The sequence below is a fragment of the Corynebacterium sp. CTNIH16 genome, from assembly GCF_032821655.1.
GTDB classification, from domain to species: domain Bacteria; phylum Actinomycetota; class Actinomycetes; order Mycobacteriales; family Mycobacteriaceae; genus Corynebacterium; species Corynebacterium marquesiae.
Genome location: NZ_JAVBIG010000004.1, coordinates 177,700 through 190,751 on the forward strand (window position 1 = coordinate 177,700; position 13,052 = coordinate 190,751).

At 61.1% G+C, this 13,052-nt stretch carries 11 protein-coding genes; 5 read left to right on the plus strand and 6 right to left on the minus strand.

Going from position 1 to position 13,052, the window contains the following annotated elements:
• The first annotated feature begins 35 nt into the window (after positions 1 to 35).
• The gene (locus RAE04_RS05685; protein WP_317026715.1) at positions 36 to 1,430 is read left to right on the plus strand and encodes a PepSY domain-containing protein; all 1,395 of its coding nucleotides are present in this window, start codon (positions 36 to 38) and stop codon (positions 1,428 to 1,430) included.
• Here the strand turns inward: RAE04_RS05685 and RAE04_RS05690 are convergent.
• The 5 genes from RAE04_RS05690 to RAE04_RS05710 all read right to left on the minus strand — a co-directional run bounded on the left by RAE04_RS05690 (position 1,369) and on the right by RAE04_RS05710 (position 9,679).
• Complete coding sequence (locus RAE04_RS05690; RefSeq protein WP_317026716.1) at positions 1,369 to 4,836, minus strand: arabinosyltransferase domain-containing protein; 3,468 nt, start codon at positions 4,834 to 4,836, stop codon at positions 1,369 to 1,371. The genes RAE04_RS05685 and RAE04_RS05690 overlap by 62 nt on opposite strands.
• 74 nt (positions 4,837 to 4,910) lie before the next feature.
• Positions 4,911 to 6,887 (minus strand): galactan 5-O-arabinofuranosyltransferase, encoded by a 1,977-nt coding sequence (locus tag RAE04_RS05695; protein WP_317026717.1) that lies wholly within the window; start codon positions 6,885 to 6,887, stop codon positions 4,911 to 4,913.
• Between the two features lie 178 nt (positions 6,888 to 7,065).
• The gene (locus RAE04_RS05700) at positions 7,066 to 7,824 is read right to left on the minus strand and encodes a decaprenylphospho-beta-D-erythro-pentofuranosid-2-ulose 2-reductase (protein ID WP_049377072.1); all 759 of its coding nucleotides are present in this window, start codon (positions 7,822 to 7,824) and stop codon (positions 7,066 to 7,068) included.
• Between the two features lie 37 nt (positions 7,825 to 7,861).
• The gene (locus tag RAE04_RS05705; RefSeq protein WP_317026718.1) at positions 7,862 to 9,277 is read right to left on the minus strand and encodes an FAD-binding oxidoreductase; all 1,416 of its coding nucleotides are present in this window, start codon (positions 9,275 to 9,277) and stop codon (positions 7,862 to 7,864) included.
• Positions 9,278 to 9,403: 126 nt separating this feature from the next.
• Entirely contained in the window at positions 9,404 to 9,679 is a 276-nt protein-coding gene (locus RAE04_RS05710) for a hypothetical protein (protein WP_299139673.1), read from the minus strand.
• 34 nt (positions 9,680 to 9,713) lie between these two features.
• On the opposite strand from RAE04_RS05710, the gene RAE04_RS05715 reads away from it, so the two are divergent.
• The 4 genes from RAE04_RS05715 to RAE04_RS05730 all read left to right on the plus strand — a co-directional run bounded on the left by RAE04_RS05715 (position 9,714) and on the right by RAE04_RS05730 (position 12,053).
• Positions 9,714 to 10,178, plus strand: a complete 465-nt coding sequence (locus tag RAE04_RS05715) for a hypothetical protein (protein WP_250411513.1) — start codon at positions 9,714 to 9,716, stop codon at positions 10,176 to 10,178.
• A gap of 9 nt (positions 10,179 to 10,187) precedes the next feature.
• Entirely contained in the window at positions 10,188 to 11,096 is a 909-nt protein-coding gene (locus RAE04_RS05720; protein ID WP_284788387.1) for a hypothetical protein, read from the plus strand.
• Positions 11,097 to 11,107: 11 nt separating this feature from the next.
• On the plus strand, positions 11,108 to 11,548 hold the full coding sequence (locus RAE04_RS05725; protein ID WP_317026719.1) for a GtrA family protein: 441 nt from the start codon (positions 11,108 to 11,110) through the stop codon (positions 11,546 to 11,548).
• A 157-nt stretch (positions 11,549 to 11,705) separates the two neighbouring features.
• On the plus strand, positions 11,706 to 12,053 hold the full coding sequence (locus RAE04_RS05730) for a GtrA family protein (RefSeq protein WP_317026737.1): 348 nt from the start codon (positions 11,706 to 11,708) through the stop codon (positions 12,051 to 12,053).
• Here the strand turns inward: RAE04_RS05730 and RAE04_RS05735 are convergent.
• Positions 12,040 to 12,963 (minus strand): glycosyltransferase family 2 protein, encoded by a 924-nt coding sequence (locus RAE04_RS05735; RefSeq protein WP_317026738.1) that lies wholly within the window; start codon positions 12,961 to 12,963, stop codon positions 12,040 to 12,042. The two genes, RAE04_RS05730 and RAE04_RS05735, sit on opposite strands and share 14 nt — an antisense overlap.
• Between the last annotated feature and the right edge of the window lie 89 nt (positions 12,964 to 13,052).

The window sequence follows — 13,052 nt, forward strand, 5'->3', positions numbered from 1 at the left end:
GGAACTAGTTTCAATAGGAGTGCGACTAGTTCCGCATGACCATATCCACTCATGGCGCGCTATCGCGCCTGCATAAATTCGCCGGCGTAATCATTGCGCCCTTCCTCATAGTCGCAGCATTAAGCGGGTTTCTCTATGCCTTGGCACCTACCTTTGAACCGTGGATTTACCACGATGAGGTAACCGCCACCGCGCAAGGCAGCCCGCGCAGCCTCGATGAACAGATTGCCGCCGCCCAGCGCCAGCACCCGGACGGGGACGTAGTTCGAGTCGAGCCTTCCGAAGATCCGCAGGAGACCACCCGCGTGCTTTTCGACGACCCCACCGCCCCCAACTCCAGCTATACCCAGGCCGTCTTTGTAGACCCGGTGGACCTACACATCACTGGCGAACTACAACAATATGGCGGCTCGCGGGCGCTACCTTTCCGCACGTGGGCCTCTAATGGTCACCGCACTTTGTGGCTAGGCGAGCCGGGCTGCCTCTATGCCGAACTTGCGGCCTCGTGGCTCGGCGCGCTGAGCATCGTCGGTCTGTACCTATGGCTCAAGCGTAAGCAAAGGAATAAGAAGCAGCCCTCCAAGGTGCTAGCGCTGCACGCCCGCGTGGGTGCCTGGTTGCTGCCGGGCTTCCTCTTCTTGACCGTTACTGGGCTGACATGGTCGCTGGTGGCGGGCACAAGTATTGGCAAGGTGCGTGAGGAACTCAATTGGAAGGAACCGTCCGTGGCGACCTCCGTTGCAGAAGTGGGGGCTAGTACTGGAGCGGGGGAGCATGCTGGGCATTCCGGCCACGCTGGTCACAAGAACCATGCGGGTCATGCGGGTCATGCGGGACACGAGGGCGCTGCAGAACTTGCCGGGGCCCAAACCGCATTATCGGCAGCTCGCAGCCAAGGATTGACCGGGGTTCTGGAAATGACCCCACCGGAAAAGCCAGGCGATGCGTGGGGTGTGCGCGAGGCTCGTGCAGCCTTCAAGCTGCGCAGCGATGCCGTAGCAGTGACCCCGAACGGGGAGGTCATCGACCGCATCAATTCTGCCGACTGGCCGCTTGCCGCACAGCTAACCTCGTGGCTCATCCAGTTGCACATGGGTACGCTCTTTGGCATCTATAGCCAGGTTGCATTGGCGGCGCTGGCCTTGGGACTGCTCGTGGTGAGTGGCGCAGGCCTGTGGATGTGGTGGATAAAACCGCGTCGCAGCCTGCCCGAGCTAAAAATTACCCCCGCCGTGCTGGCGGGGGTGGTGGCCTACTCAGTCATCGCGCCGCTCTTTGGCGCTTCGCTGTTGCTCTTTTTCCTAGTCGATTGGATAGTGCGGCGAGTGCGCGCCCCGCAGCGAGGCCGGGGCGCGGCCGCAGGTGAGACTACTCTTCGCCCTCGGGGCGAATCTTCATCTCGGAGTCTTTCCACAGTCCGGAACGGGTAATGTCCTCATAATCAATCTCGGCTGGGACTGGGGCATTGCCTTGTGAATCGGTACGCAGCTCGTACTTTTCAATGGCACCCCAGTCGCGTGCCCAGTCATTATTGAGGTAGCTCGGGATCTCATAGGAGTAGTTGACCGCCTCCGCGGTGGACATGGCGCCACCGCCGGAGAAGGACTGGAAATCCGTCAGGGAGGTCTGTGCCGAGGAATCCGGCAAGATGCGGTATTCCGGAATTTCCGTGACGCCGGCAAAGTGGTCAAAGGTGCGCTGGCATGGGAACTGCAGGGCTACGGCCCAGTCCAGCAGCGCCGGGGTGTCTTTGGAGAACTGGTTATTGATGGTATCCAGCTCTGGGACGCGCGGTGGAGTAAAGGCCAGCCAGTCATCCTCATCGGTGGAGTCATCCGTTGCTACCAGGCGCACCACGTTGGCATCCTTTGGCAACTTATCCAGCGGCAGGCGCAGGTTGCGCCACTTTGGCGTGGCACCAACGGCGGAGAGTTCTTCCTCGCCAGTATTGGTGACCTTTCCGGAGTCATCGATGGTGCCGTACTCGAGGCTAAGCTCCATGCCTTCTTGCTCCACCCCGTTGACGTCGTGGTGGTAGATATTGCCGGCTGCAGATACGGCGAGCACGGGAGTATTGTCCTTGGCCTCTGGCAGGTTGTACCACTTGGTGGTTACCTCAGAGGTAGAATCTTGCTCCTCCGAATAAGAGCCAAGTACCGGGACCTTGGTGTAATCCAGATTGAACGGCAGGTGCATGGTAGAGCCATTGACACCCTCAGTGCCGCGTACTCCACCCTCCGAGGTATTGGTAGTTTCCTTGGACTTTTTGTCCTTTTTGTCTTGCTTATTCTTTGTCTCCTGGGAATCAGCGGAATCGCTGTTACCGCCGGATTCGGTATCCGCACCCGAGGTAGCGGTCTCCGCGCTATCGGAGGATGAGTCGCTGGAGCCATCCGCGATGGCACCTACGGAGGCGGAATTCTGGTTTTCCGGCTCGATGGATTCGGGGATGAAGTTTGGATCGAAGCCCTTGTGGGTCTCGTCCTGGTCCACCAGGGAATCGCCCAAGTCGCCTTCGACCGGGGTCAGGAAGGAGTCATTGGTATTGGTCTCGACCATGGTCTGATCCGCCAGCGCGCAGGTATTGCCGCGCAGGGAAGCCAAGTTGCCCTTGCCCACGGAGTAGGAATCCGCCTGGGAGACGGTGGCCTTGGCAAAGGAAGCACAAGAAAGGGCAACCACGATGGCGCAGGCAAGGGCGATAGGCGCGGACATGATTCCGGCCGAACGCGAGACCTTGGCGGCGGCATTCTTCTCAAATTCCGCCAGGGCTCCGGCTTCTTCTGCTTGGGACTTGCGGTAGCTATGGCGCAGGGACTGCACTATGCCGATGGCGAAGATGACCAGCGCGATGGCGAGCAGCACCTTATTGGCCTCGATGGCCTTGAATTGCACCGTGCGATCCCACCACGGAATGCCAAAGGAGGATACGTACCACCACGCGTTCCATCCGGCGAAGGAGATCGCGAGCAAGAAGACCACCGCGGCGATGGCGAAGGTGCGAGCGCGCGGCGAGCGCAGCGCAAACTGGGAGAGCACCACGGCGCCGAGGGCGGCGATGACACCGGCCACGCCGGCGTAGATGCCAAAGTGGTGGGTCCACTTGGTGGGGGTGAACATGAGGAAGAACATGGACAGTGCCACGATGATGAGCAGGCGCTGGGTCGGGCCGACGGCAGCACCAACGACGCGACGGTCCTTGATAAAGGCCGCCACGATAAGAACCAGGCAAAAGAGCATGGTGAAGACCGCGAAGCGGCGGGTGAGCGAGCCGTCCACCGATTCCTGGAAGAGGGTGGAGTAGCGCGCGTACTCGGCGTACCACGGCAGGGAGGGGCCGACCTCGGAGCGCACGCGGGTGGACTCCAGCACGGTAGAGAGCGTCTGGTCACCAAAGGCGGCGACCATGATGGCGGTGCCAGCGCTCAGGAACGGCGCAATGAGCGAAAGCCAGCCGAGGGCGCCACCGCCCATGGACGGCACGCGCTCGGCCATGGCGCGGAAAAGGTGCGGCAGGCTGACGAGGAAGACGCCCACGGCAAAAAGGCCGGTCGGGCCGGCGGCCAAAGTAATAGTCGCCGCGATGGTGCCCACGGCCGCCGGAAGCAGGCGGCGGGTGGCAATGGCGCGCTCGAAGGAAGCCCAGGTAAACATCACGCCGAGCGCCACGATGGGCTCTGGGCGGGTGCCGTTGTTATACGGCAGCCAGAAGGCCAGGAACATCAGTGCTGCGGTCCAGTGGGCGACCCGACGGCCGTCGACAAGCTGGCCAAAGCGCGGCAGCATCTCGCGGGAAAGGATAAACCAGATGATGAGCCCGGAAATCAGGCCCGGCAGGCGCACGAAGACCGAGGCGGTAGAAATCTGGGAGAGTACGGCAACTAGGTCGTAATAGGGGGAGCCAAAGGGCGCCTCCGGCACGCCGTACCAGCGGTAGTAATTGGCCATGTAGGTCGCGTGATCGAAGACGCGGCTCATGGAGAAGATGAAGCCATCATCCGAGGTATTGGCGCCGAGGATGTACCAGAATCCCAAAATTGCGGCCACCACGCCATCGAGCGGGCGCACCTTCTTCCACGTCTCAGGCATGAAACCGAAGCGGCGTCCATCGAGGCGGTCGATGCGCCATAGGCAGAACAGGGACACGGCCACCATGGCGATGCCCAGCCACATGGCAATGGTCTTGAGCAACGTCGGGGACGAGGTAAAGCGGGAGTTGATATCGACGTGGACATTGAGGCCGTCGTCAAGCAGGGCTTGCACGTCAGCCTTCTCGTCGATTTCGGTATAAACGCCGGTGACCTGCGGGCGCAGATCCTCCTCGGTAGTCTTTTCATGCTCGCCCACGCTCACGGAGGTGCCATCGCCCGTAGCGGAAATTTCAATCTTGGCGTCCTTGGGGAGCTTGGCTACCTCTTTGGCGTTGAGAGTAAGCAGCACCTCATCCAAGGACACAACGGACAGGCCCTCGCCATTCGCACGGACGAAAAGGCCGCGGTTGGAGGCCTTCTTGGACTCCGGTGGGACGGTGCCGTAGACCATGGACTGGCCCTCGCGCAGTTCATCGACTGCGGAGATGGGGATGGTGGCCTTCAGGTCCTCTGGGGCGACGGAAATGAGTGGCGCGTTGATGGACTGCACGGAATCATGCTGCGGCCAATCGTAAGAGGACTGGGTTTGGGTCACCGGCAGTAGCGGGGTCGCTACAAAACACAGGAAACCAATCAGCCCGGCAATGATTGCGGTCCACCGCAGGCCCGCGGGGGCGGCGGTGAAGCGGGAGCCGGCAGCGGCAGATCGCGCTTGGGTGGTATTCGTAGTGAGGCTATCTGACACGGCGATTAGTTTACGTCAGATAACCCCTTCGGCCCGCGGGCACACCCTGCCGCGGGCGGGAAGTGTGGGTGAACTTACTTGGTGCGAACGGCTGTTACAAAGGGGCCGGTTTGCTGTAGCTTCCAGCCCTTGTCAAAGACATCGGCGTTGAAGAAGACCGCGCGGTAGCGAATATTCGGCTGGTTGGGATAGATATCTTCTGCCAGGTGGAACTTGAAACCATCGTCCTTATTTTCCAAATCGCCGCGGAACATCATGACATCCGGGCCGCGCCAGGGAGCAGAATCCAAGGCCTTGCGGAACTCCTCCGGCTGCATATCCCAGGAATCATTGGCCCAAGTTTCAATCTGCTCGTTGCGGGTGCTGAACTCGCCCAAGGGATTGGCGTAGTGGCTGGTAAAGGCGTTAAAGCCCCAGTAGGGGTAATAAGACATGAAGGTCTTTTCATCCGTGAGCACCACCGTCTCATCCGGCGTATAGCCTTGGTCCTGAATGAAGTTGTGAATAACCAGGTAGTAGTGGGCGGAATCGCTGGTGAAGCGGTCCGCGCGTTCGCCATAGCCATCGGTATCGCTATAGGCGTGATCGATGGCGTCCTCGTTGGCCTCTGGAATCTGCTGCGCATAGAAAACGCCGGCCAAAGCCAAGACGATGCCAAAGACCGCGGTGATCTGCTTATTGGTGGTGCGGGAAAAACGCGCCGGGTAGAGGCGGTGCACGCCGAGTAGACGAATCTCTGCCAGGGCCAGGATGCCGGCGGTGGCAAAGAGGAGCACCACGATCACCTCGAGGCGGAAGCTGAGCAGCGTGGTGCCGGCCAGGGTTGCCACCATAGACGTCACGGTCCACAGGTAGATGCCAAGGAGGGAGATGCCCAGCGCGCGTACCTCCACGTCATTGAGGCGGATGACGATGTAAATGAGCCCCATGAGGCAGAGGAAACCCACAATGCTCAAGGACAAGAAAGGCACTGGAATTTGCGTGCCTTCCTCCGGCAGGTAGTGCTGCGCGGTGGTCTGCAGCGGCACCGGTGAGTGCATGACTGACCATACGTAGGGTCCCCAGGCGATGAGCGCGATGGCAATAGAGCCTACCGCCGTGATCACCAGGCGCAGGATGGGGCGCCACGTATGCTCATAGAGCGCGGTAATCAGCGCGATGAGGCTGACTACGGTAAGTGCGGCCGCAGCGGTGAAAAGGGTATAGAACGTAGCGGAAATGCCCAGGTAGAGCGTTACTCCCAGGGTGGCCAGCCAGGAGCTGCGGAAGGCCCGGGCGCTAAGTACCGCAACGGCGGGCAGGCCCATGGCAATGACCGCGGAATAGGGTTCCTCGGCCGCGATGGTGAGCGTAATCGCGGTGGTCACCAGGGCGATGGCGGTGGCGACCGGCAGGGAACTGGTCAGGCGCTGCCAGATGGGCACCAAAATACAGCCGGCCACGGCAATGGAGATGAGCGCCCAGGGCTGGTAGACCTCCCAGCCCGGAATTCCCATGAGCGCACCCAAGCGGCCGCCCAACCAGAACCAGCCAATCGGATAGAAGGACGGCATGTCCTGGTAGTTCATGTCCGCATAGCCCATCTCATCCACCGAACGGGTGAGGAACTGGGTGCGGAAGGCCTGGTCCACCTGCACGCCATCGAGCCACAAGCGGGAGGCGGACAGCGGCAGGCCCACGGCGGCCAGGGTCAACAGGGCCGGGGAGAGGTAGGTGACCGCGTAGGTCAGCCAGGCCCGCCAGCGCGGCCGGGTAAAGGAATCCTTGTAGTGGTCATAGAGCCACCACACGCACAGCCCGCCGGCCAGGGCCAGCGTGAGCACCACCCCCACCGTGGTTAACGCGCGGGTGACCATGGAGGTATTAAAGGACGGCAGCGAGACCGTCTTGAAGGCAAACCAGCCCAGCAGCGTTACCATGCCACCGGCCAGGGCGGCCAGCACAATACCCAGCAGGGTTGCGCGAGGGGTCAGCGCATCGGCGCGGTAGGCCTCGGTGCGGTTATCCTCGCTCACGGGCGTTGACTGGGCGGGTACAGCGGTGCTTGTCATGCCCATTAGTTTCGCATACCCAAGCCCCACAGCCCAGATTTGGCGCGGGCAGGACAGCACTTGCTTGGCGGCATCCCCCTGATACACCACCGCCCCCGTCACCTCTCTCGCCGCCGGCGTGCGGCGAGGAGGTAGAGCGGGGGCGGGGCGGCTACGCCTACGCGCAAAGCCGCGGCGTTTAGAACGGCAGCTTGCGGAAGATGGCCTGCGGGATGAACTTGAATGCCAAAGACACGTACTCAAAAAGTGGGTGTACGAAGATGGACTGCTTGCCCTCGAGCACGGCCTTGACGGTGGCCTCGGCAACGTCGGAAACATTGACGGTCAGTGGGGCGTCGCCAGCTTCGGCGGACATCTTGGTGCGCACCTGGCCCGGGCGCACAACCAGCACGTTGGCTCCGGTGCCGCGCAGGGCCTCGCCCAAGTTGATGTAGAAGCCGTCCACGCCGGCCTTGGAGGCGCCGTAGACAAAGTTGGAACGGCGCACGCGCATGCCTGCCACGGAGGACATAGCGATGATGGTGCCGTGGCCCTGGTGCTTGAACTTCTCGCCCAAGAGCACGCCTACGGACACCGGTGCGGTGTAGTTGGTCTGTGCGGAGGCGACGGCCTTGTCGTGATTTTGCCACAGCTCTTCCTGGTCACCCAGGGTGCCGAAGGCAACGATGGCTACGTCGACGTCGCCGCTTTCCCAGGCCTTATTAATAACGTCTGGGTGGGAGTCGAAGTCGGTGGCATCGAAGTCCAAGACCTCTACGTCAGCGCCGCGGGATTCCAGGTCAGCCTTGGCCTGGGCGATGCGCGGGGATTCCGGGCGGGCGGCCAGGGTGACCTTGGCCGGGCCGCGCTGCAGGAACTCGGAGACGACGCCGAGGCCGATCTCAGAGGTGCCGCCCAGAAGCAGGATGTGTTGTGCTTGGCCTACTGCATTAAGCATGGTCAGTAAATCTCCTTAAAGGTGTTATTTCCAGTGATTAGTGCAGCTCGAGGCGGCGGGACATATCGGAGGCAAAGACGCCGGTCGGGTCGATCTCGTTGCGGGTCTTCAGCCAGCCTTCCATGCCCGGGTACATCTTGTGGAAGTTTTCGGCGGAGGTGCGGGATTCCTTGGCCAGGTAGAGGCGGCCGCCGAATTCCATCACGCGGCGGTCCAGGTCATCCAGGAACTTGCCCAGGCCCGGACGGATGGGGAAGTCCACGCAGACGTTCCAGCCCGGCATCGGGTAGGACAGCGGCGCGCGGTTGCCTTCACCGAAGAGCTTGAACACGTTGAGGGCGGAGTAGTGGCCGGAGCGCTGCATATCGCGGATGATCTCCTTGAACGGCTCCACAGCCTCGGTCGGTACCACGAACTGGTACTGCAGGAAGCCCTTGGAGCCGTAGCCGCGGTTCCACTCGCCAATGAGATCCAGCGGCTGGTAGAACTGCGTCAGGTTCTTGACCTGGTTCTTCGCCGGTGCACCCATAGTGTAGTACGCCAAGCCCACGGCGGAGAGGGAGAGCTTATTCATGGTCCAGGACGGGAAGATATCCGGTACCGTCATCAGCTGCGGCGCATTGAACTTCAACGGATCTTTAGCCAGCTTCGGGGCTAGCTCTTCCAGCTGCGCCAAGGTAGCCAGCGAACCGCGGGAAATGGTGGAGCGGCCCAGCTTTGGTTCTGGTGAGATGACATCGAACCAGGCGGAAGAATAGGTGTAGTTGTGCTCGGAGCCATCGGAGTGGAAGGCGATGGTTTCATCCAAGTTATCGGTGCGGTCCGTATCCGCGATGAAGTAGGCGGTTTCCGTCTTGGTCATGCGGATGGTGGCGCGCAGAATGATGCCGGTCAGGCCCATGCCGCCAACGGTGGTCCAGAAGAGGTCGCCGCTCGGGTCATCCTCGGAGCCTTCCGGGGTCAGGTGCAGCACGCGGCCATCGGCCACGAGCAGCTCCATGGAGACCACGTGGTCACCAAAGGAGCCGGCGGAGTGGTGGTTCTTACCGTGAATATCTGGGCCGATTGCGCCACCGATGGTGACCTGGCGGGTACCCGGCAGAACCGGAACCCATAGGCCATAAGGCAGGGCAGCCTTCATCAGCTGGTCTAGGGTGACACCACCATCGACGTCCACCAGAGCGGACTCCGGGTCGATGGAGTGGATCTTATTGAGCTTTTGCATGTCGATGACCAAGCCGCCGCCGTTTTGGGCGGGGTCACCGTAGGAGCGGCCCATACCGCGGGCGATGACCCCGCGGCGCAGGTGGGCGGGCTTATCCGAGTTATCTTCTGCAACCTGAGCCACGGCCTTTTTGATCACGTCCACGTCTTCGGTGGCGAGAACGTGGGCGGTCGTCGGGGCGGTGCGGCCCCAGCCGTGCAGGGACTTTTCAGTGGTGTGTAATTCCATCTCTTACTCTTTGCTCGACGGATGTATGTCGGTTCTCTAGCCTACCTAGCTCACATGAGGGCAGGCGGAGTGACGCGAGTGATATTCAGAACAAAACGGACGCTTGTACTGCCCGAATGTGCCCGTTTACAGATCCATGAGCGCGCGGATCTCCTCCGGGAGCTCTTCCTGAGATTCAATAATCGGGCCGTCATACTCCCGCAAAAGTTCATAGACGCGAGCCCGTGAGGAGGAATCCAGCATGGGCAATTCCTCTGCCATCAAGCGAGTCATGAAAGGGCTCAACGGCACATCGGTGTGTTCCGTGGCCTCGAAGTGGCCGTTGCGCTTATCGTCCTCTGCACGCACATCCTGAGCCGCCTGCTGCGCCGGCGTCATATGCTCTGTCTTATCCGAGTACATGCGCATTAGCTTACCGCCGCTTAAAGTAGTCGCTATGACCAACAACCGTGAGACGCACGATCAGCGCCAAGACAACTACGCCCTCGATGACACTCTGGCTGGCCGTATCACCCAGGCCGCCGCCGTGGGCATTGCGACCTCTTATCCGGATTGGATTAAATCCAAAGGCGGTTTGATTACTGCCTATACCTTGTCTTTCTTTGGTTTTGGCGCCCTGGTGGCCTACACCAACGCACATGCGGAGCAGGACGGCGATGAGCCGCGCTCGCCGCAGGATAGTGACGATCAAGGCCTCAAGCCCTGGGCTATTTTTGCCGCAGTGGTGCTGCTGCTCATCCTGGGCGGGTGGATGAACGTTGCCCTTTCCCGCCGGATGGTGAAGTTCCTGCGCAAGCGCGGTGCCAAGCGGCCGTGGACCCTCTTGGGCGCCATTGGGGCGGCACTGACGTTCCTCATTAGTGAGCTGGAAGCGCGCGATATTGCAAAACTAGCTTCCTAAAACTTGCGTATGGTGGGGCTCATGAATGCAGGGGTCACCGATATCGCACAGGCGCGGGCCAAACGCGCCGATGGCGTGGTATCCCTCAAGCGCGAGCCCCTCACCATCATCTGCCAAGCCGCGAATATTCGCGCCGATGGCGAGGTGCACCGCCAGATTGGTTTTAGCGATGCTCTGACCTTTACCGAGCTACACCGCGTTCTGCGTATCTGCTTTGGCCTGCCGGAGGAGGAATCTCCCTGGCACTTTTATGAACACACTGAAGCCCGTGGCCCGCGCATCGATCCGGAGCGCCAGGCCTCCGAATTCCTGTGGCGCGAAGGCGATCAGGTCGACTTCGCCTGGGGACTGTGGGACTTCGAGCTGGTAGTAGCCGAGATCTATCCCCGCGATAATGGCACACCAGAGGCGCTGTGCGTGGGCGGATCCGGATCGCTCTTTCAGCCCTTTGAGCTGACCAGCGTGAACCGTGAATTGACTGGACAGGAAGTTACCGATGAGGTCTTTTCCGCGGTATCGTCCCCCGTGCGCGATTTAATTGAGCGCACCAAACTCTATGACTTCGTCCCGCTGCTGCAAGCGATGGACCTAGGCAGGGAAACCGACCTATCACCGCATGCTTCCCGCGTGCTCGCCAGCTTGCCGCGCGAGGTGACCCATGAAGGCAAAGACGCCTTTTGGTCCATGGCGCTTGCCCTTTCCTGTATGGGCGGCGCGGAGCTGACCGATTCCGTCGTGGAGACCACCATGGATGCGCTCGGCTGGGTCAATGACGATGGCACGGCACTCTCCGGCGCCGACGTGCGGCAGCTTTGCGCGGCGTCGTTACAGCAATTGGCCGAGATCGGCGCTTATGGCACCGAATCCGCCGCGCCGGTGGATCGGTTGGACATGTACCGAGCGCTCTTGCGCGGGTAGGCTACTCACTCGTGACTAATTCCGCTGACGACGCCGTAGAAGTAAAGCCCTCATCCACCTCGCTGCACACCCAGCTGGTGCGTTTTATTTCCGTGGGCGTATTTACCGCCGCCATTGACTATGGTCTCACGCTTTTATTGACCTATCTGGGGCTGCACCGTTCCGTCGCCAAGGCCATCGGTTGGGTCTTTGGCACCATCGCCGCCTACCTGGCCAATGCGCGGTGGACCTTTGGGGCCAAGGTGTCTGGCCGCACAGCTGCGACCGTGGGCATTTTGTACGCCTCTACCTTTGCGGTCCAAAACTTCCTGTACTGGGTGCTCAATGAGCCGCTTATGGCTCTCGGCTTTGAGGGTGCGGTAAAAGACACCATCGCCTTCGTCATCGCCCAAGGCGTGGCCACGGTGACCAACTTTGCCATTCAAAGGGCCTTTATCTTTAAGGAAAAATAGATGGCAGCAGCCTCCTCATGGACGTGGCGCGGCGCGGCTCAGCGGGCTTCGCGCTCGACCAGCCTGCGCGCGCAAAGCGCCAAGTTCGCTGTGACGGGGGGTACGTGCCGCGCTTATCGACGTCTCCTTAACCTGGCTCCTGCAGATCGGCTTCGGCCTGCTTAGCGCCGACCCCGCCCGTGCGGTGGGCTTTATTATCGGTACCTGGGCGGCCTATCTACTCAGTCGCCGCTGGACCTTCCAGGCCGAAGCCACCGCGGTGCGCTTCGCCGGTGTCTTTGCCACCTACGGCGTGACCTTCGTGGTCAATATGGTGGCCTATAAGTTCCTTTTTGAGCTTTTCAACGTCCACTGGCAGTGGAACTCGACCCTTTCCCTCGTGGTGGCCTTTGCTATCTCGCAGGGCACCGCGACCGTGGTGAACTTTGCGGTGCAACGCTGGATTATTTTTAGGAAGGCGGGGTCAGGGTCGTCGCCAAGCAGGATCCGTCCTAGCCCTGGTTAGGGCGGCGGAAATCTTCTTGGCGCCCGCGGTTGTGGAGTTTTAGCCATTCGATAAAGCCGGCTGGGTCGTGGCGCTGGACCAAGAAGAACCAGCCAAAGCGGGCAAATTCCTGCGGCAGTAGCTTGCGCATGCCGCGCTGCCACAGCAGGTAACCGCGATTGCGGTAGGTGAAAAAGCGCTTGAACTCACCTTCTGGGTACTGGGTATGCATCTTGCCGCCCAAGATGGGTTTGAACTCATCCGATCCGTCCGGGTGTAGGTAGCTGGTGGTCAGCGCCGTGCCGAAGGAGAGCCCGGAGTTGGCCAGTCGGCGGTGGTATTCCACCTCATCGCCGCGGATAAACAGGCGGTAGTCCGGCACGCCAATGATCTCCATGGCCGCGGCGGAAATTAGCGCACCGTTAAAAAGCGAGGCGATGCCGGGCAGGAAATCGCCTTCCAGTTCGTCCATCCGGCGGCGCCATACCAGCCCCTGGCGCAGGGGGAAGGCGAGGCGGCCGGGATCGTCAATATTGCATACCGCCGGGGATACCTCATGCAGGCGGTTGGCTTCGGCCACTCGATACAGCTCCGCTAGTACCGTGTGATCGGCGGGGCGGCCATCATCATCAGCACACCACACGGCATCGGCGCCCAAGGAAAGGGCGGTGAGAAAGCCCAGTGCAAAGCCCCCAGCGCCGCCCAGGTTGGTTTCCGAAGGTACGTAGATGCCCCGGTCACCCGCCATGGATTCGACGAGTTCGCGCACCGCATCTTCCGCGCCATTATCCACCACGACTACCCACTGCACAGGGTGGGTTTGGTGGACTACCTGTTCAAGCGAGGCCCGCAGTAGCTCGGCGCGCTGATGGGTAACAATGACGGCGGCGGTAGAACCGGTGGAACTCAGGGTGGCAGTCATGGGTTCCATCTTGCCACCGGGGCAGGGGACCAGCGCAGAAACACTCCGCATTGGTGAAGCGAAAAGTAGATATAGGGGCGGCTTTGCGGATACTGTGA